At 40.1% G+C, this 20,874-nt stretch carries 17 protein-coding genes; 6 read left to right on the top strand and 11 right to left on the bottom strand.

What is annotated here, in order from left to right:
* Positions 1-12: 12 nt before the first annotated feature.
* The 9 genes from secF to INP93_RS00400 all read right to left on the bottom strand — a co-directional run bounded on the left by secF (position 13) and on the right by INP93_RS00400 (position 9,504).
* Positions 13-987 carry a protein translocase subunit SecF gene (gene secF / locus INP93_RS00440; protein WP_005697896.1) on the bottom strand — a complete coding sequence of 325 codons (975 nt, stop codon included), beginning with the start codon at positions 985-987 and terminating at the stop codon, positions 13-15.
* A 10-nt stretch (positions 988-997) separates the two neighbouring features.
* Complete coding sequence (gene secD, locus INP93_RS00435) at positions 998-2,848, bottom strand: protein translocase subunit SecD (protein WP_197544832.1); 1,851 nt, start codon at positions 2,846-2,848, stop codon at positions 998-1,000.
* A gap of 23 nt (positions 2,849-2,871) precedes the next feature.
* Complete coding sequence (gene yajC / locus INP93_RS00430) at positions 2,872-3,162, bottom strand: preprotein translocase subunit YajC (protein WP_005695468.1); 291 nt, start codon at positions 3,160-3,162, stop codon at positions 2,872-2,874.
* 101 nt (positions 3,163-3,263) lie between these two features.
* A complete protein-coding gene (locus INP93_RS00425) occupies positions 3,264-3,491 on the bottom strand; it encodes a sulfurtransferase TusA family protein (protein ID WP_014064087.1) in 228 nt (75 codons plus the stop codon).
* A gap of 3 nt (positions 3,492-3,494) precedes the next feature.
* Positions 3,495-4,007, bottom strand: coding sequence for a hemerythrin domain-containing protein (locus tag INP93_RS00420; RefSeq protein ID WP_014064086.1), 513 nt, complete (start codon positions 4,005-4,007; stop codon positions 3,495-3,497).
* Positions 4,008-4,059: 52 nt separating this feature from the next.
* Positions 4,060-5,232, bottom strand: a complete 1,173-nt coding sequence (tgt, locus tag INP93_RS00415) for a tRNA guanosine(34) transglycosylase Tgt (RefSeq protein ID WP_193475881.1) — start codon at positions 5,230-5,232, stop codon at positions 4,060-4,062.
* Positions 5,233-5,343: 111 nt separating this feature from the next.
* On the bottom strand, positions 5,344-6,435 hold the full coding sequence (queA, locus tag INP93_RS00410) for a tRNA preQ1(34) S-adenosylmethionine ribosyltransferase-isomerase QueA (protein WP_197544831.1): 1,092 nt from the start codon (positions 6,433-6,435) through the stop codon (positions 5,344-5,346).
* Positions 6,436-6,628: 193 nt separating this feature from the next.
* On the bottom strand, positions 6,629-8,008 hold the full coding sequence (gene trhP, locus INP93_RS00405) for a prephenate-dependent tRNA uridine(34) hydroxylase TrhP (protein WP_197544830.1): 1,380 nt from the start codon (positions 8,006-8,008) through the stop codon (positions 6,629-6,631).
* Between the two features lie 179 nt (positions 8,009-8,187).
* Positions 8,188-9,504 (bottom strand): NCS2 family permease, encoded by a 1,317-nt coding sequence (locus INP93_RS00400; protein WP_005695475.1) that lies wholly within the window; start codon positions 9,502-9,504, stop codon positions 8,188-8,190.
* A 201-nt stretch (positions 9,505-9,705) separates the two neighbouring features.
* Between INP93_RS00400 and INP93_RS00395 the strand changes: the two genes are divergently transcribed.
* Positions 9,706-10,236 carry an inorganic diphosphatase gene (locus INP93_RS00395; RefSeq protein ID WP_005695476.1) on the top strand — a complete coding sequence of 177 codons (531 nt, stop codon included), beginning with the start codon at positions 9,706-9,708 and terminating at the stop codon, positions 10,234-10,236.
* Between the two features lie 231 nt (positions 10,237-10,467).
* Complete coding sequence (locus INP93_RS00390; protein WP_197544829.1) at positions 10,468-10,941, top strand: PM0498 family protein; 474 nt, start codon at positions 10,468-10,470, stop codon at positions 10,939-10,941.
* Positions 10,942-11,107: 166 nt separating this feature from the next.
* Here INP93_RS00390 and INP93_RS00385 read toward each other — a convergent pair whose 3' ends face one another.
* A complete protein-coding gene (locus tag INP93_RS00385) occupies positions 11,108-14,341 on the bottom strand; it encodes a S8 family serine peptidase (protein ID WP_197544828.1) in 3,234 nt (1,077 codons plus the stop codon).
* A gap of 204 nt (positions 14,342-14,545) precedes the next feature.
* Between INP93_RS00385 and galE the strand changes: the two genes are divergently transcribed.
* The 4 genes from galE (at position 14,546) to INP93_RS00365 (ending at position 19,782) form a co-directional block, all read left to right on the top strand.
* A complete protein-coding gene (gene galE, locus INP93_RS00380) occupies positions 14,546-15,562 on the top strand; it encodes a UDP-glucose 4-epimerase GalE (protein ID WP_193451415.1) in 1,017 nt (338 codons plus the stop codon).
* A gap of 80 nt (positions 15,563-15,642) precedes the next feature.
* Entirely contained in the window at positions 15,643-16,917 is a 1,275-nt protein-coding gene (locus INP93_RS00375; protein ID WP_197544827.1) for an MFS transporter, read from the top strand.
* A 98-nt stretch (positions 16,918-17,015) separates the two neighbouring features.
* A complete protein-coding gene (gene adk / locus INP93_RS00370) occupies positions 17,016-17,660 on the top strand; it encodes an adenylate kinase (RefSeq protein ID WP_005695482.1) in 645 nt (214 codons plus the stop codon).
* Between the two features lie 97 nt (positions 17,661-17,757).
* A complete protein-coding gene (locus INP93_RS00365; protein WP_197544826.1) occupies positions 17,758-19,782 on the top strand; it encodes a hypothetical protein in 2,025 nt (674 codons plus the stop codon).
* Positions 19,783-19,852: 70 nt separating this feature from the next.
* Here the strand turns inward: INP93_RS00365 and lipA are convergent, their stop codons facing one another.
* Positions 19,853-20,815 (bottom strand): lipoyl synthase, encoded by a 963-nt coding sequence (gene lipA, locus INP93_RS00360; RefSeq protein ID WP_005697928.1) that lies wholly within the window; start codon positions 20,813-20,815, stop codon positions 19,853-19,855.
* Positions 20,816-20,874: the final 59 nt, after the last annotated feature.

The following is a 20,874-nucleotide window of genomic DNA, read 5'->3' as shown; positions in this document are numbered from 1 at the left end:
ATGTTTAATAGATTAAGGTAAATCATCTACTTCTTTATCCACTTTTGGTGGAATCATATGTTCACGGCGTAGGCCGATATCATAAGCAATCGCAATCGCGATAAAGATTGATGAATAAGTACCAAAACCGATACCAATTAATAACGCTAATGAGAAGTTATGAATTGATGGACCACCAAAGAAGAACAAGGCAATCACAACAAGAAGCGTTGTGAGAGATGTCATGATGGTTCTCGATAAGGTTTGCGTTAAGGAAATATCAATAATATCGATGGTTTCTACACGGCGAATTTTACGGAAGTTTTCACGAACACGGTCGAATACCACGATACTATCGTTGATAGAATAACCTACAACGGAAAGAATCGCCGCCACGAAGGTTAAATCCATTTCGACTTGTAATGCAGAGAATACACCGAGTGTAATCACCACGTCATGCGCAAGTGAGGCAATACCACCAAAACCTAAACGCCATTCAAAACGTGAGCCCACGTAAATTAACATCATTGCTAGGGTTGCAAGGGTCGCATAAACCGCACCTTGAGCCAGTTCTTCACCAACGTTTGGACCGACGAATTCGATACTGTTAATATGAATATTAGGGTCAATTGTTTGGAGCATGCTTTTAACGTGATCACCAATAGCAGAATCGTTATTGTCAGCCGGTAAGCGAATCATCACGTCTTGTACAGAACCCGTTGTTTGTACAATCGGGCTTGCAATCCCATTTTGATTTAATGTGCCACGGATTTTTTCTAAATCAGCCGGTTGTGAGAAGTGAGTATCAAATACCACACCACCGGTAAAATCCAAGCCCCAGTTGAAGCCTTTTGTCACAATGAAGAAGAGGGAAATCGCCATTAAAATTGCGGAAAATGCATACCCTACAAATCTCACTTTCATAAATTCAGTGAGAGGGAATGGCAATTTAATCCCATTCACTTCACGGATAAAATGTCCGTTTTTATCTTTTGCAAATAATCTCATCTTATCCTACCTAAATTGATAATTTTTCAAGACGTTTACCACCGTATAGGAAGTTCACGATAGCACGTGTTCCAGTAATCGCTGTAAACATTGAAATTGCCACACCTAATGCAAGGGTTACCGCGAAGCCTTGAATAGGGCCGGTACCCACAGCATAAAGAATGATTGCCGTTAAAATTGTGGTTAAGTTCGCATCGAAGATAGAGGTGAATGCACCGTTATAACCTTCGTTAATGGCTTGCTGGATTGGACGACCATTACGAATCTCTTCTTTGATACGTTCAAAAATAAGTACGTTGGCATCCACCGACATCCCCAGGGTTAATACGATACCCGCAATCCCCGGCATGGTGAGTGTTGCACCAGGTAGGATAGACATCAAACCGACTAATAAAACGATATTAATCACCAAGGCAAAGCTTGCGATAATACCAAAGACTTTATAGTAAACTAGCATGAAGACAATGACTGCAATTAAGCCCCAGAAGCTTGCATCAATACCTTGTTCTACGTTTTGTGCACCAAGAGAAGGACCGATTGTACGCTCTTCTACAATTTGCACTGGAGCAATTAATGCACCTGATTTTAATAACATAGAAAGGTTTTGTGCTTCTGCAGAACTGCTTACACCCGTAATTTGGAAGTTAGAACTAAAGCGCCCTTGAATGGTTGCGACGTTAATGACTTCTTCATTTTTCTCTAAAATGGTTTTGCCATTTTCGTCTTTTTTACCGTTGTCTTTGTATTCTACATACAAGGTTGCCATTGGTTTTTTGTAGTATTTCTTAGTGGTTTGCGACATGATTTCGCCGCCTTCACTATCCAAGGTTACACTTACTTGTGGCGTACTGGTGTTTTGGTCTAAACCCGAGCTTGAGTTGATGATGTGTTCACCACCCAATACCGCACGTTTGTAAAGTGCAACAGGTCTACCTTGACGGTCATATTTGATCTCTGTGTCAGAAGGTAACATACCACGTGCAGCCGATTCAGGGTTCACTAATGAATTCACAATGCGGAATTCAAGTGTTGCGGTTGCCCCTAAGATTTCTTTTGCGCGCGCAGTATCTTGAACACCCGGTAATTCGATAACGATACGTTCTGCACCTTGACGTTGGATAACCGCTTCAGCTACGCCTAATTCAGCGACACGTTTACGTAAAATCGTTAAGTTTTGCTCGATGGCTAAGTTACGTGATTCTGTTAATGCCGCTTCTGAAAGGGCAAGGTTTAAGGTGTTGTCACCAATGTCAGACACGTCTAATGTTGGGTGTAACTGACGAATAATACGCGCTGCTTTTGACATTTGGTCTGCGTTTTCTAATGTGACCGTTGTACCAAATTTGTCGCCATTTTTAATCGCCGTAAACTGAATTTTTTCTTTACGTAATTCGTTGCGTAATGTGTCTTGTAACTGTTCTTGACGTTTAGCAAGCGCAGAATTCATGTCCACTTCCATTAAGAAGCGTACACCACCACGTAAGTCCAAACCCCATTTCATCGGGTTAGCCCCAATGCTGCTTAACCAAGCCGGTGTTGCGGGTGCAAGGTTTAATGCCGTGGTGTAGTTGTTGCCTAGTTTTTCTGCAATTTTATCTTTGGCAAGAAGTTGGTCATCTGTGTTGGTGAAACGGGCTAGAATAGAGCCATTTTCAAGAACGATAGATTTCGTTGGAAGGTTATTTTCTTTCAGTACATTTTGTACTTCAGTTAATGCGGTGGTGTCTGCTTGTTGTCCGCGAGTACCGGAAATTTGCACCGCTGGATCTTCACCATAGATATTTGGAAGAGAGTATAAAGCACCAATGGCGACCACAAGGATCACCATTAGATTCTTCCATAATGGGTAACGATTTAACATAGTTTTCCCTTTAGGAATTTAGATTAGAGAGATTTTACAGAACCTTTCGGTAATACTGAAACGATATAGTTACGGTTAATCGTGATTTCAGTGGTATCGTTTAAAGCGATAACAATTTCAGCACCTTCGGTTACTTTGGTGATTTTACCAATCAAACCACCAGCGGTTAATACTTCAGTGCCTTTCGCTAATTCAGACATTAATTTTTTGTGTTCTTTATTACGTTTCGCTTGTGGACGGTAAATCATAAAATAAAAAATTAAACCGAAGATCACGAAAATAAATAACGTGGACATTGGGCTTTGTGCTTCCATTGTGTTTTCCTTATAAATGAAAAGTTAAAAGTGTGCGTAAAATACCATAAAACGGCATTCAGTAAAAGCCGATGAAGGCAATAACAACGAGAATTTTAGGATTAATTGATTTTTTTCAAGCAAACTTCGAAGATTTGCTCGGAAAGCCAATGTTGATCCACTAATTCACATTGATTTTCTTCACAAAAAACAACAAAATTTTCTACCGCACTTTGACGATTTAATTGCAAAACTAATTCATCATTTGGCGCTAAATTTGCCAAAGCTTTCTTCGCCGTTAAAAGCGGAATCGGGCAGGAAAGTGCGGTCAAATTTAATTGATATTTCATGGTTTAAGCTTGGCGACGAGCAAACATAATTTTGCCCATAGCTGTGAGTTGTTCTGCGGATAAATATTGCTTACCAAGCTCAAATAGCGGCTCTTCAAGGGCAAGATGTCTATCATAACTTGCTACAAATAGCGTAATCAGCCTTTCATCTACATCAGTCCGTTTCTCTGCAATCAATTCTTCTAGTTGCTCAGAAAGTTTTGCCCAATTTTCATGCAAGGTAACGTGTTGTCGTTCTAATTCATCCACCGATTCTTTCGCTTGAGGCGCTTTTTCAATTAAAGCGGGGAAGAAGTCTTTTTCTTCATCATCATGATGAAGGGGCGCCGCATGATTAAAATACTGCAAAATGGTTTTCACATCATTTAATACGGCTTGATTCACGCCATTTTTTTCTAAGTAGCCAGGAAGAATGGTGAGTTGCTTACAAAAGCGTCTCACTTTGCTATGACAGGCATAAAGCATATCAATCGGCTCATTCCAAGTGGCAAATTGTTGAGGTTCAAGGATTTGCATAAGGTTTCCTTTGTTAAAAAGTGCGGTCATTTTTGACCGCACTTTGCATGTGTTATTCTGATAATTGTGTTTCAGAAGATTGAGTAGGATCTAACTGTAATGGTGGAACAGGTTTGCCCATACGAGCATAGAATTCCACCACAAAATCATCAAAACGATCGTCTTCGATAGCTTGACGAATTTCCGCCATTAAACGTTGATAATAGCGTAAATTGTGAATGGTATTTAAGCGCGCACCTAAAATTTCACCGCATTTATCTAAATGATATAAATAAGCTTTGGTGTAGTTTTTACAGGTGTAGCAATCACATTCTGGATCTAATGGACTTGTATCATCGCGGTATTTTGCATTACGGATTTTGACAATGCCGTCTGTCACGAATAAATGACCGTTACGAGCGTTACGGGTTGGCATTACACAGTCGAACATATCAATACCACGGCGCACACCTTCCACTAAATCTTCAGGTTTACCCACGCCCATTAAATAACGCGGTTTGTCTGCAGGGATTTGTGGGCAGATGTATTCTAAAATACGATGCATGTCTTCTTTTGGTTCGCCTACCGCTAAACCACCCACCGCATAACCGTCAAAGCCAATATTGACTAAGCCTTCTAGTGATACTTTGCGTAATTCTTCAAATACGCCACCTTGAATAATACCGAATAGTGCATTTTTATTGCCTAATTCATCAAAGCGATCGCGGCTGCGTTTTGCCCAACGAAGAGACATTTCCATGGATTTTTTTGCATAATCGAAAGTCGCAGGATAAGGCGTGCATTCATCGAAAATCATCACGATGTCAGAACCCAAATCATATTGAATTTCCATGGATTTTTCAGGCGAAAGGAAAATGCGCTCACCGTTAATTGGGTTTTGGAATTTTACGCCTTCTTCGGTGATTTTGCGTAATTTACCTAAACTAAATACTTGGAAACCGCCACTGTCAGTCAAAATCGGACGATGCCATTGCATAAAGTCATGTAAATCACCGTGTTTACGCATCACTTCCTGTCCAGGACGAAGCCATAGATGGAACGTGTTACCAAGCAAAATTTCTGCACCTGTCGCACGCACTTCTTCTGGTGTCATGCCTTTTACGGTGCCATAAGTACCCACTGGCATAAAAGCAGGGGTTTCTACGGTGAACGTGCCTTGTGGACGTTCAAACACCAAGCGACCACGACGTGCACTGCCGCTGGTTTTATCTAATTCATATTTCATTTTTTTCCTCAACGAATAAACAGTTCGAAGGTTGTTATTCAATAAAAAAGCCTGTTAGTACAGGCTTCTTGGTAGGTATTTTATGAGTTGGTTGAAAATAAGTCAAACCACTTATTCTAACCCTTTCACATTGGGGTTTTTAGTAATGAACATCGCATCGCCATAACTGAAAAAACGATAGCGATTTTCGACCGCACTTTTATAGGCATTCATGGTGTGGCTAAAGCCTGCGAAGGCAGACACCAACATAATCAATGTACTTTCTGGCAAGTGGAAGTTGGTAATCAACGCATCCACCACACGGAATGATTTGCCCGGGTAAATAAAAATGGACGTATCAGAAAAATAAGGTTCAATTAAATCTGGATTGCCATTTTCTTCTGCCGATAGGGCAGCGGTTTCAATAGAACGCACTGATGTTGTACCTACCGCAATCACACGTTTGCCCGCTTTTTTCGTTTCAATAATGGCATTGCAGACTTCTTGAGAAAGTTCCACATATTCCGCGTGCATGATGTGATCTTCAATATTTTCAACACGTACGGGTTGGAATGTGCCTGCGCCCACGTGCAAAGTCACAAATTCAAAATTAACGCCTTTTTCGTGTAATTTTTGTAAAAGCGCATCATCAAAATGCAAGCCAGCCGTTGGCGCAGCCACTGCACCTGGCACTTTGTTATACACGGTTTGATAGCATTCTTGATCCGCTTCTTCATCTGGGCGATCAATATAAGGCGGCAAAGGCATATGACCGATTTCTTGCAACACATCAAGTACATTGCGGTTTTTATCCGCTAATTCCACTTCAAAAAGTGCATCTTGACGACCAATCATAATGGCTTTTACGCCATTATTTTCACCGAGTTTATCTTCACCTAAAAATAATTCAGCACCTTCTTTCGGAGCTTTTGACGAACGAATATGCGCTAAGAAATGATGTTCACTTAAAACACGTTCCACCAACACTTCAATTTTTCCACCACTGGCTTTACGACCAAACATACGAGCAGGGATCACGCGCGTATTGTTAAAAATCAACAAATCCCCTTCATCGATTAAATCTAATACATCAGTAAAAGTGCGGTGAGATATATCCCCATTTTCACCATTGAGTTGTAGCAAACGGCAAGAAGAGCGATCTTCTTTAGGATAACGAGCAATGAGCTCATCAGGTAAGTCAAAATGAAAGTCAGAAACACGCATAATTGTAAATCATGAAAGCTAAAAATGGGGCATAGTCTAGAGCTATTCGGAGGAAAGAACAAGAAAAAAAGCCCTTTCAAAAAGGTGAAAGGGCAAAATATTTGGAGTCATACTATGAGTTGTTGAATTAACAAATCAGGTATGGGATGTATTATAGTGCATTCATTAACAAATGCAACAATTTTTTAACAAATTAATTGTGTGGATTGCGCGTGTTGGTGTTGACCAAGTTACGCATCAACAATGCATAATCAAGTTGGATGTCTTGTGGCACATCTAAAAAGACAAAGTGACCATCGCCGAGTGCGGCTTCCACATTTTCGTTTTTGCGATTGAGCATTTTTTCAATCTTAAAGACGATGTTGCCTTGTGGCGTCATCATTTCCACTTCATCACCAAGTAAGAATTTGTTTTTGACCGCTACTTCAGCCATGCCTTGTTCATTACGTTTACCGGTAAATTCACCGACAAATTGTTGGCGTTCAGAGATAGAGTAGCCATATTCGTAATTTTGGTATTCATCGTGCGTATGGCGACGTAAGAACCCTTCGGTATAACCACGATGGGCAAGGGATTCCAACGTATCCATTAAGCTTTCATCAAATGGTTTGCCTGCAGCCGCATCATCAATAGCTTTGCGGTAAACTTGTGCGGTTCTTGCGCAGTAATAGAATGATTTAGTACGGCCTTCGATTTTTAAAGAATGCACACCAAGTGCGGTCAATTTTTCCACGTGTTGTACTGCACGCAGATCTTTTGAGTTCATAAAGTAGGTGCCGTGCTCATCTTCAAATGCCGTCATTTGCTCATCGGGTTTTTGTGATTCAGTATAAAGGAAGACTTTATCCGTTACCGCACCTTCGCCCAAGGTTGGCGCCACATTTTTCACTTCAATTTGTTGAGCAGGATCGATTTTTGGCACGATGTTACCTACTTCATCCATCGTACCTTCTTCCAGTTTGTATTCCCAACGGCAAGCATTCGTGCAAGTGCCTTGGTTAGGGTCGCGTTTGTTGATATAGCCAGAAAGCAAGCAACGGCCAGAATATGCCATACATAACGCACCGTGTACGAAGATTTCGAGTTCGATATCGGGCACATGTTGGCGAATTTCAGCAATTTCTTCAATGGACAATTCGCGCGATAAAATCACACGAGTTAATCCCATTTGTTTCCAGAATTTTACCGTTGCCCAGTTTACCGCATTCGCTTGTACAGAAAGGTGAATATCAATATCCGGGAAGTTTTCACGCACCAACATGATTAAGCCTGGGTCAGACATAATTAAGGCATCAGGACTCATGTCGATCACAGGTTGTAAATCTTTGATAAAGGTTTTGAGTTTGGAGTTATGCGGTGCAATGTTTACGACCACATAGAATTTTTTGCCAAGCGCATGGGCTTCATCGATCCCGATTTTTAAATTGGCGTGATTAAATTCATTGTTACGTACACGTAAGCTATAACGTGGTTGGCCTGCATAAACGGCATCTGCGCCATACGCGAAGGCGTAGCGCATGTTTTTGAGGGAGCCCGCAGGGGAGAGTAATTCAGGTTTAAATGGGGTTGTCATAATATTCTCTTGTCTGATTTCAGGTCAGTAGCTTGCTTTTGGCAAGCCGTATTAAAGGCCTGTATTTTAGGCGGATTTAGGGATTTGTAAAGTAAAAGTGCGGTTGGTTTTTCGATTGTTTTTTGAGGCTAGAAATAAAAAAGGCGAACTATTGTTCGCCTTATCAAGATTGTATTTAATTAAATCGCCCAGCCGCCAGCATAGAATGCCACAAGTACAACAGCGATGATAATTGTGCCGATGTTGAGTTTTTTCACATCGCCACTCACGATACGACCAATCACTAATGCCGCAAAGCCAAGCATAATACCCGTTACGATGTTTGCGGTGAGCACGATGAATACCGCACAAACTAAGCCGCTCATTGCGCCTACGAAATCGTCGAAGTCTAATTTACTTACATTACTTAACATTAATAGGCCCACATACATTAACGCCGGTGCAGTTGCATAACCTGGCACTAAGAATGCAAGTGGTTGGAAGAATAACATTAATAAGAATAATACGCCGACGACGATAGCGGTGATACCGGTTTTACCGCCAGCGGCTGTACCTGCTGCAGATTCGATATAAACGGCGGCTGGCGCAGTACCGAATAAACCCGAGAATAAGCTACTTACAGAGTCAGAGGTTAAGGCTTTGCCACCGTTGATGATTTGTCCGTCTTTGTCTAATAAGTCCGCTTGACCTGCAACGGCACGAATAGTACCAGTTGCATCAAATACGGCAGTCATCACTAAAGCAAAGACAATTGGTAAAATGGCTGGTTGTAATGCACCTTGCAAATCTAATTGTAAGAAAAGTGAGTTTTCACCAAAGGTTGGCATTTTGAAGATTTGGCCATTGAATGTTACATTTGGATCGAAGATTAAACCGACGATAGTAATCGCGATGATGACCCATAAAATCCCGCCTTTTACTTTCATTTTTTCTAAGCCAATAATGAATGCAAGACCGATTAAGGACATCATCACAGGGAACGAAGTGAAATCACCTAATTTAACTGGTAAACCCGCTTGGTTGCCGACCACTAAGCCTACACCGTTTGCGGCGATTAAAAGTAAGAATAAGCCGATCCCGATCCCTGCACCATGCGCGATGCTTGATGGCAGGTTACGTAAGATCCAAGAGCGAATACCTGTCGCAGAGATTAAGGTGAATACCAAACCCATAAGGAATACAGCACCTAATGCCACAGGAATAGAAACATGTTGACCAATGACTAAGCTAAATGCGGTGAAGGCAGTTAATGAAATGGCACAACCGATCGCCATTGGCGCATTTGCCCAAAAGCCGATTAAAATCGAACCAAGCCCCGCCACTAAACAGGTTGCGATAAACACTGATTCAGCCGGAAAGCCTGCATCACCAAGCATTTTAGGCACAACAATCACGGAATACACCATGGCTAAGAAGGTGGTTAAACCCGCAATGATTTCTTGACGAACCGTTGAACCGCGTTTGCTGAGTTCAAAGGTTTTTTCTAAACTTGACATAAAGTCCCCTAGGCTAATAATCAAAAAAAGACGTGCTATTTTATAGCAAATTATTTAAAAGTAAACGTTTGCGCAATCGTTTTTTTGTCGGTCTGGCGGGAAAGTGCGGTCAGTTTTGAGGATGTTTTTCGCATATTTTTTTATCGACTAAAAACTGCTATACTCTGAAAGTTTTTAACGTAATCAAAAAAAGGAAAAACAATGGCTGATTTTAATCAAATTTTAACGCCAGGCGATGTAGATGCTGGCATTATCAATGTGGTAAATGAAATTCCAGAAGGGAGCTGCCACAAAATCGAATGGAACCGTAAAGTTGCAGCGTTCCAATTAGACCGTGTTGAGCCTGCGATCTTCGCAAAACCAACTAACTATGGTTTCATTCCGCAAACTTTAGATGAAGATGGCGATGAGTTAGACGTTTTATTATTAACTCGTCAACCACTTGCAACGGGTGTATTCCTTGAAGCAAAAGTAATCGGTGTGATGAAATTCGTTGATGATGGCGAAGTGGACGATAAAATCGTTTGTGTGCCAGCAGATGACCGCGATACAGGCAATGCATACAACAGCCTTGCCGATGTACCAGCGCAATTAATCAAACAAATTGAATTCCACTTCAACAACTACAAAGCATTAAAAAAACCAGGTTCAACGAAAGTGACTCACTGGGGCGATGTAGAAGAAGCGAAAGAAGTGATTCGTGAATCAATCAAACGTTGGAATGAACGTTAATTCTTCATGTTAATGAATTTAAAAGGCATCAAGTTGATGCCTTTTTTATTTATCTACTAGTATTAAAAATGCGAATGTTGGAGTGGGTTCAGAGAATACTTATGTGATATTCTCTGTTGTGAAAATAAAAGCAAAGAATCATATCAATGTGCTAGTAAACCTTTTTTTATATACAAGGAATATTGAATAACCTGATTATAGATAAAGGTTTAAATTATTTGGAGAAGAAAAATGATTTATATGAATCCAAAAATGAGAGATTCTTTTAATGATGTTTGTAGTCATGAAAATTTATCTACAGAATTATCTTGCATATTAGATAAGGGGTTTGTTGAGATAAATAAATGTGTTTTTTTTAGTTGGTTATGGAGTGATGAGTATAGTAATGATATAACTATTGATAATATTAGAGAGCAATTTTTAGATTTCTCTGGGTATGAGTTTTCTATTAATAAAATATATATTGAAGATTATATCCATAAGAATGTTAAGAAAGAATCATTTTGTTTTGTTAATGCTTTCAAGGCTAAATGGAATAAAGTCTTTCCTAATAAGCCTTGTGTCTTGTTTTTGTGTTTTAAAAGTAATGAGTTTGGTTTTAGTTCTATATTCAGTTTTCATGTTAAAAGGATTGGTGAGTGCATTTTAGATATTTCTAGTATTGAGAAGTTTGAGGATGAAATATATGTGGAAATATTAAATTGAATTTTAATGATTGGATATTTAAGAAATATATCTCTTAGAATTGAGCATTGTAGGGCTAAGCTTTTAGATATTTGAAATGAATATAACTAAAAGTATCTAATACAAAGTGCAGTCAATTTTTAAAACTTCTCAAAAACTGACCGCACTTTTGTCTTATTGAATATCGTTAAAATGAGAAACGTAGTTCTGCATTAACATTATTCGCTTTCGTATCGTGGTTGTAAGCACCTTGATAGCCGACTTTCACACTCAGTACTGGTGTAAATTGAGCTTGTAATGCGACGCCTGTCGTAACGACATTTTTCAATTCTTTACCATAAAGATTCGCTACACCTTGATTATTGATAACTAAGCTGCCTTCAGCGGCTTTATCTTTATGGAAACGATGATAAGCCACATCACCTAATAAGTTTAATTGAACGCCACCGATTGCAAATGGAATGGATGGACGTAAACCTGCAGAGGTGACGATTAAATCACGATTGTTGTTTTTTAACTGCACTTCGCCTTTTGTCACACCTTTATTTTTGATGTGCATATAGCTTACGCCGGCATAAGGTTCAATCGCAAAATGTTCGCCTTTTAAGCCTGTGTAGGCAAGTTCAGCAAAGACATTTTGTGTTTGGCTATGGGTTTTCACACCTTGTGCAAATTCAGCGCGTTGTTCGTGTTTACCCCAGCTTTGAATAAAACCAATTTTCGGTGTTAATACGTTGAAACGATGTTCAGCCGTTAAGCCTAAATGTACGGCACGATCTTTTAAAGTGCGGTCAATTTTATGACTGTTTTGTGTTGAACCAACAAATACACCTACATGTTTGTTTGTATCAATGGTTGCATCAATACCCACAAGTTGATTGTACGCATGACTGCTTAAACTATCCGTGCTGAAGTGGGTGAAGGTGCCACTTGTCCAAATTTGTGTGTCGGTATTAAGTTGTGCTCTTACTGCACCAGGTTGGGCAAGTTGCTGACGAAGCAATAAGCCATTTAACACATTGTGTTGTTCAGCCGCGAGATCTTCATCATAGCTTAAACGAGCAAAAGCTTGGCGAGCATTCTCTTTTGTTCCCCAAATGAGGTTTTGATATGCCGCACTGCTTGTTGCTGCATCTAAGGCATTGGCGATAGCCACTTCATTTTCAGTGGTTGCTGCAGATGAAAGAGCTTTTTTCTGAACGGTTACTTTCAACGTATTCGCATTACTTTCATTTTTAACGGCAAAAAAATCATAAGTACGAGGTGTTTCAACTACCGCATTTTCAGCTCCCACAAATGAGCCAGTACCTTGCACAGATACCGCTTTTTGTGGATCTTGTTGTAATTGAGGTAGAATTTCTTCGTCAAATTTATTTGGCACTAAAACAGAACCGTCTGCAAAGGTTGCATTGACGTTAGCAATACCATTATTCAGTAAGAAACGACCACCTTTTTCCACTGTCGCAGTGACCGTTTTCGCGGTGCTGGTTAAGGTTTCAGTAACAAATCCATTCTCACTTGGTTTAGTGACTTCCGCTTTTGGTAACACTTCCAATGTTGCACCTTGTTTTACGATGACTTGTTGTGCCGAACCAAGGGATTGATTTAACCCTGAAAGCTGACCTTCATTCACAGTAATTTCACCAGTGAAGCTGTTATTACCGGTGAGGGTTAAGGTGCCAGAACCATTTTTAGTTAATGCACCGACATAGCCTTGTGCAGCACGTTCATTACGAGCAGCTTCACGCGCTAAACCTACTTGATATTCCGCTTTTTCTTCAGCTGTCGCGCCCGCACGATTTTGCATTAAAGCTTGTAATTCTGCTTTGCGCGTTGTCCAAGTTGCCGCTTCTGCTTGATCTTCGACTTGACGTGCTTTGATGGCTTTATCGCTAATATCATTTGACCAAACATCATTTTGATTGAGGTTGATTTTCATGTTTCCTAAGAATTGACCCGGACCAAACATGGCTTTGCCAAGATCTAAAATCCCCCAACCCCAAACGTTACTCGGTACACCTTGTTCAGTTTCCCAACGTTCTAATGGTTTACCTTCAAGCCCTTTACGAAGCGTGGTTTGTCTTGCAGTGGTCAGCATGACATCACGTGCCTGATCGGTTGTCATGTATGGATAGCGAGAAAAGATGACACCTAACGCACCACTTACGTGAGGTGCAGCCATTGAAGTACCACCAGCCGATTTGTAGATAGGATCGCCATAAGTGTTGTTGTCTTGTAATTGAATATAGGCGGAATAGATGTTGGCGGATGGTGCCGCAATCGTCCACCATTTTGAATGGCCGGCGAGGTTAAATTCTTGAATATCTGCACCTGCTTTTCCATCGCTCACATCGTCATTTGAGTCATTTGGATAGCCTTCACCTCCCACTTGCCCGGTGACGTTTACCCAGTATTTTTCTGCATCAGGTCTAAAATGTGGCAACATAGCACGCGTAAAGGACTCAGCCATCATACTACGGTTACCCGCGGTAAAGACTTGAATCACTTTTCTATTCTTAGCTACTTCATAAGCCGCATCAACAAAGTTTTTCTCACCACTTGTGACAAATTGATAATAAGCTTTTTCAGCTTCGCCTAAGTTACTTAAATAAATATGTGCCGCAGGACTGGAAATTGGCTCAGGTGCTTTTGGTACATCATAATATTGCACGCCATATTCAGGTACATCACGCCAATCGTATTTTGGTTTATAACCTAACGCACCAGCAAAGGATGAATTGACACGACGGTTTGAGCCCCAACTGTTATTAATCACTTTGGCGCCAGCATCTGCTAGGGCAGAGTAGCCTTGTAAGAAGAAACCATAGTCTTGATTTGGCCCATAGGTCATGTTGTCGTTACCACCGGTATTGGCAGAATACAGATTAGCGCCGAATGCTACACCATGCATTTCATTGCCGTCTCGGCTTGCCGCCATTGTGCCGCCAACGTGCGTGCCGTGTGAATCATTTGTGTATTTATGCCATGCCCCGTCAATATTGAAGGCTTCACCTTTAGTAAATATGCCATTATCTGTTTTATCAAAATTACGTTTGCCGTTTTTTACGGGTTCATTTTTATTAATTGGACCATTTCCCACCGAGGCATCGGGATAACGCATGCCATCTTTACTGTAAGTCCCTTCTGTTTTTACAACGTGGATTCGACCATCTTGAAATTCAGGGTGGTTTAATAGTACACCCGAATCCATTACGCCAATTTTCACGCCAGAACCATTAAAGCCAAGGGCATAAGCCGTGGAGGCATTCATTGAGGTTAAACCCCAGTCTTTAAGGTATTCGGTGCTTTCCCAGCTTTTGGTATTACCGGCTTGGCCTTGTTCAGAATAAGCGGCAGCATTGGCGGCATACCAACCAACGAGTAATGCGAGTGCGGTTTTTTGAAGTGTTTGAGGTTTCATGTTGTCTTCCTTTATCTTTTTGATTTTCGCAGGCTATTATTCGCCTCATCGAGAGACGCTTCAATGACTCAAATCAAAATTCCAGAGAAAAATGTTTATTCTGTGACAACGATCACACCAAAGTGCGGTCAAAAGAGTGGATAAATTTATGTATCATAGAAATCAATGTTATAATTCACGAACAAAATGATTAAGGAGCAACCCATGGCGATTTTAGTAACAGGTGGCGCCGGCTATATCGGTTCACACACCGTAGTGGAATTATTAAATGCAAATAAAGAAGTGGTGGTATTGGATAATTTATGCAATTCCTCCCCAAAATCTTTAGAACGCGTAAAAGAAATCACGGGCAAAGACGTGAAATTTTATGAGGGCGATATTTTAGATCGTGCTTTATTACAAAAAATCTTTGCTGAAAACAGTATTCAATCGGTCATCCATTTTGCGGGTTTAAAAGCCGTGGGTGAAAGTGTTCAAAAACCCGCTGAATACTATATGAATAACGTATCAGGCACGATTGTTTTGATTCAAGAAATGAAAAAAGCAGGCGTGTGGAACTTTGTATTTAGTTCATCTGCAACAGTTTATGGCGATCCTGAAATTATTCCTATTACAGAAGATTGCAAAGTGGGCGGCACAACTAACCCTTACGGTACATCTAAATATATGGTGGAACAAATTCTGACTGATGTTGCGAAAGCTGAACCGCAATTTAGTATGACGATCTTACGTTATTTCAACCCAGTGGGCGCACACGCAAGTGGCTTGATTGGTGAAGATCCAAATGGTATTCCAAATAACCTATTACCTTATATCAGCCAAGTTGCGATCGGTAAATTACCGCAACTTTCCGTGTTTGGTAGCGATTATGATACTCATGACGGCACAGGTGTACGTGATTATATTCACGTGGTGGATTTAGCGATTGGTCACTTAAAAGCATTAAATCGTCATGAAAATGACGCAGGTTTACACATTTATAACTTAGGTACAGGTACCGGTTATTCTGTACTGGATATGGTGAAAGCGTTTGAGCAAGCGAACAATATTAAAATTCCATATCGTCTTGTGGCACGTCGTCCAGGTGATATTGCAACCTGCTATTCCGATCCAAGCCTTGCAGCGAAAGAGTTAAATTGGACAGCAGAACGAGGTCTTGAGCAAATGATGAAAGATACTTGGAATTGGCAAAAAAATAATCCGAAAGGATATCGAGATTAATCTCACTCTTGTTGGGCGGAGCATCATTCCGCCCTTAATATTTTAATCAGATAAAATACGCTCAAAAATAACCGCACTTTATGTCAGAACAATCCCTTTCTAGTCAAATATTTACCCGCAAAATGCTGATCTGTGTTTTCACTGGATTTAGTTCGGGTTTACCACTTTTCGTGTTATTGCAAATGTTGCCAGTGTGGCTGACCGATAAAGGACTTTCTGTTGAATTAATCGGTGCATTGACAGGGGTGATGGTGCCATATGGTTTGAAGTTTTTATGGGCGCCATTATTAGACCGCTATTTCCCGCATTTTTTAGGGCGTCGTCGTAGTTGGTTATTGATTTCTCAAGTGGTTTTGCTGATTTCCCTTTATGCGATAAGTCAGTTTGATCCCGTGGCAGAATTAAGTACGGTGGCTAAAATTGCCACATTCATTGCCTTTTTCTCAGCGACACAAGATATTGTGCTCGATGCTTACCGTCGTGAGATTTTAACGGATAATGAATTAGGATTGGGGAACACCATCCACATTAATGCTTATCGCGTTGCGGGCTTAATTCCTGGGGGACTCTCACTTTATTTAGCGACGATTTATCCATGGGAAACCGTCTTTTTATTGACCGCACTTTGTATGCTAGCGGGCATATTTATGACGCTCTTTTTGGCGAAAGAACCAAACATTGCGCAAGTCGATCGTGATCAACCTTTCTATATGGTGTTTTGGATACCTTTGAAAGAGTTCTTCCAACGCAAAGGTGTCGCCCAAGCGATCGGTTTTTTACTCTTTTTGTTCTTGTATAAATTTGGTGATTCATTTGCCACTACGTTACAAACGAAATTCGTCTATGACATGGGCTTTGAAAAAGAGCATATTGCGTTGGTGGTAAAAAGTACCTCACTTTGGGCAAGTATCTCTGCAGGTCTCGTGGGTGGCGTGATTATGTTACGCTTAGGCATTAATCGCGCATTATGGGTATTTGGTTTTATCCAATTAATCACTATTGGTGGATTTATTTGGTTAGCGGCATTTGGGCATTTTGACCAAATCGGTGCTGCTGAACTTTGGAAATTAGGTTTCGTGATTGCGGGGGAATATATCGGTGTCGGTCTGGGCACTGCTGCCTTTGTTGCTTTTATGGCTCGTGAAACCAATCCGCTTTATACAGCCACTCAGTTAGCCTTATTTACCAGCCTTTCTGCTTTACCGAGTAAAGGGCTTGGTATGTTATCGGGTTACTTAGTCAAAGCAGTAGGTTACTATCATTTTTTCTGGATTTGTTTATTCCTCGCTATCCCAGGAATGATTTGTTTATTCTGGGTGGCGCCATGGAATGAAAAAGGAAATGAAAAAGCTTAAAATAAAATAAAGTGCGGTCAAAATTAACAGCAAAATCATTTGACCAAACAAGGCTTTAACGGTATTTTAAACAGGTCTATTATTTATTGGAGATTCGTATGAAAATCATTCTTTTAGGTGCACCAGGTGCAGGAAAAGGCACACAAGCACAATTTATTATGAACAAGTTTGGTATCCCACAAATTTCAACAGGGGATATGTTCCGTGCAGCGATTAAAGCGGGGACAGAATTAGGCAAACAAGCAAAAGCATTAATGGATGAAGGAAAATTAGTACCGGATGAATTAACCGTTGCATTAGTAAAAGATCGTATTTCTCAACCAGATTGTGCAAATGGTTTCTTATTAGATGGTTTCCCACGTACGATTCCACAAGCGGATGCATTAAAAGATTCTGGCGTGAAAATTGATTACGTTTTAGAGTTTGATGTACCGGATGAAGTGATCGTTGAACGTATGAGTGGTCGTCGCGTACACCAAGCATCGGGCCGTTCTTATCATATCGTTTACAACCCACCAAAAGTGGAAGGTAAAGATGATGTAACGGGTGAAGATTTAATTATCCGTGCCGATGATAAACCAGAAACGGTGTTAGATCGTTTAGCGGTTTACCACAAACAAACCAGCCCATTAATTGATTATTACCAAGCTGAAGCGAAAGCAGGTAATACGCAATATTTCCGTTTAGATGGTACTCAAAAAGTGGAAGCTGTAAGCCAAGAATTAGATAAAATCTTAGGCTAAAATAGACTGGAAACTGACCGCACTTTGAAGAGAAAAGTGCGGTTAATTTTTCAAAAGGATTTTGAGATCGTAAATTGAGATCGTATTTGGGGACATTATGAGCAAGAAAAGAACAATAGCATTGACGATTTCGGCTATCGCAGTGGCACTTGGGATCGGCGCACAATTTTATACCAATCACAAAATCGATCAGGTATTAAAAAATTTCCCTTACTCTTTGGATAATCAAGCAACATTGAATGTGACGCAAACCGCGAAAAACTTTTTTATTCGCGAGTTAATCTTTAGTGTAAAAGATAGCGATGCAAAAAGCACAAATGTGATTTCAACTAAGCTCACCGCACTGCCTTTCTTCATTACAGCGGAGTCTCAGTTATCTGATCAATTAGTTCGTCAATTAAATAAAACATTAAATATCACGATTGATAAAAACACGATTAATAGTAAATTTTCGCCGGTAGGGGATTATTTACAGTCTGATATTTTGACGGAATTCCGTGATTTTGCGAATAAGTCCCAAAACCTTTCTATCGGTCTTCATTTCTTAAAAAATAAAGAAGTTGAGCTAAAAACAACTCTAAGTGGTTTTAATTACGATAAAGACACTAAACTGGAACAAATTGAGGGTGAAGCTCGCCTAGTGCCTGTCGGCGCAAATCAATACGATCTATCAAGTATTGACTTAACCGCGAAAAATGCCGAAGTGGCGTTGTTAAATGGCGAAAACACCCATGTTTATATGAAAAATGCGACGTACCACTTTGACGTGAAATCAGGTGAGGCAGATAAGCGTGATCTGAGTACGAAATTCAGTAGTGATATTTTACGTATTGCCAATAAAAGCCGTACGACAGAAGAAAGCCAAGCAACAGCTGGTGGTTTGAATTTATTGATTAAACAAAATGGCGTGCCAAGTGCAGTCAATTTTCATCATGAATTTAAAAAATTAAGTGATGGCTCACTAGACATTAAAGATGGCGTCAATTTGTTAACGAAAATTTTTACACAAAACGATCGTTTTGATGGTTCATTATCCGTGCTTTCTGTCAATGTGCCTAAAAATAATCAACCTTACTTTAACTTACAAAATGCCGGTCTTGAACTTAAGTTGACGAATACGGATTTAACCAAGGCTAATGTAGATTTTAAACTGAATGTTGATAGTGTGAAACAAACCCCTGCCGATGAAGCGCGTAAATGGGAAGCTAAAGGCGGTAAAGTTAATATTCAGTTAGATGATTACAACGTGGCAAACGAATTGGCGTTTGTACCATTTTTATTAGATGCTTTTGCTGAGAAAGAGGCACCCTCAAAAGATAATAAAGACTTCTTGAATGCCAAAGATAAATGGGTGAAAGAATTTAGTGGCAAAACCAATATTGAGGCAGCCTTAAAATCATTTAATATGGCTGATTTAGTGCTTGATGACGTATCAGCCAGTGATAAGACGGAAACACTAGACAATGATCAATATAATGAACATATCACATTGTCAGCGAATAAAGCCAGTTACCCAAGTGCAGGCTTCCAATTTGAAAAATTAGCGATTGATGCACCATTTAAAATTAATCATAGCAAAGCGCATTTATCAGCAAGATTTTGCTCAGCACCGTTTTATGGGGCCTTATGCAGCACGCATTTAACGTCAGCCACATTCGATAAATATATCAAAAATTCTTGGAAAGAGCTTGATTTAATCGTTGATAATGCAACATTGAATTTAAATCTAAATACTTATCCAGAGACCAATGCTTATCCTGTAAAATTGGAAGTGAGTGGTATTGTGCCTCAAGTGCCCGAAGATGATTCATCAGACATGATTCCAGATAATATTGAAGGCACATTTAATCTGACATTAAGTAAAATGTTGTTTGATGATCAAAATGAAAAAGCCTTAGCCATTAAGGAAAATTCATACTTTTGGCAATATTTAAGTAGCTTTGTGAAACATGATGGAAAACTTCACCGAGAATTTGTAGAAGAAGGTGATAATTACGTTTCTAGAGTGGAAAAAACGGAAAATGGTTACTTAATTAATGGGCGTACGCTTGAAGATCTTCGTCAAGAAAGCATGATGGAGACTGATGAGGGCGAAGAAGATAAGCCAGCTGCAACTGACTAGCTGAAAGGATAATATAAAAAATGACCGCACTTGAGATTCAAAGTGCGGTCATTTTTTTATCTGTTTTTGATTACTTCACTAATCCACCACTTGCTTGTAAATCAGCATGGTAGGAAGAGCGAACAAATGGACCACAAGCTGCGTGTTCAAAGCCCATTGCGTTGGCTTTATCACGGAACTCATCAAATTCGGCTGGTGGCACATAGCGAGCAACTGGTAAGTGATGGCGACTTGGTTGAAGGTATTGACCCAGTGTAAGCATGGTGACGCCATTTGCACGTAAGTCTTCCATCACTTCAAGAATTTCTTCATTAGTTTCACCTAATCCAACCATTAAGCCTGATTTCGTTGGGATATTTGGGAACATTTCTTTGAAATCATGAAGTAATTTTAAAGACCATTGATAATCGGCACCTGGACGAATTTCTTTATATAAACGTGGCACATTTTCCAAGTTGTGGTTGAATACATCCGGTGGATTGTCTTTTAATTTTTCTAAGGCTTGAGTAATACGTCCACGGAAATCCGGCACTAAAATCTCAATTTTAATGCCAGGGTTTAATGCACGCACTTCTTTGACACATTCAGCAAAATGACCCGCACCACGATCAGGTAAATCATCGCGGTCAACAGAGGTAATCACCACATATTTCAACTTCATATCTTGGATAGTTTCAGCTAATTTACGTGGTTCATCCGGATCGGGCGGTAAGGGTTTACCATGTGCAACGTCACAGAATGGGCAACGACGAGTACAAATCGCCCCTAAAATCATAAAGGTTGCCGTACCATGGTTAAAGCACTCGTGTAGATTTGGACAAGACGCTTCTTCGCAGACAGAATGTAGCCCATGACGACGCATCCCGTTTTTGATAGTCTCAATCTTTAATGAGCTAGATGGCAATTTGATTTTCATCCATTCCGGCTTTTTCAATAATTCTTGATTAGGATCGATGTTTTTAACAGGGATAATCGATGTTTTGGCGGCATCACGGTATTTCACACCGCGTTCCATTTTAAAAGGAGTTGACATTGTTCTTTCCTAAAGAAAAATGCCTGATTCAGGCATTTTTAAATGTGTTATAAAAGTGA

It is taken from the genome of Haemophilus parainfluenzae, from assembly GCF_014931415.1.
GTDB lineage: Bacteria > Pseudomonadota > Gammaproteobacteria > Enterobacterales > Pasteurellaceae > Haemophilus_D > Haemophilus_D parainfluenzae_AF.
The sequence above is the reverse complement of the archived record's forward strand: the minus strand, read 5'-3'. Positions and strand labels throughout refer to the sequence as shown.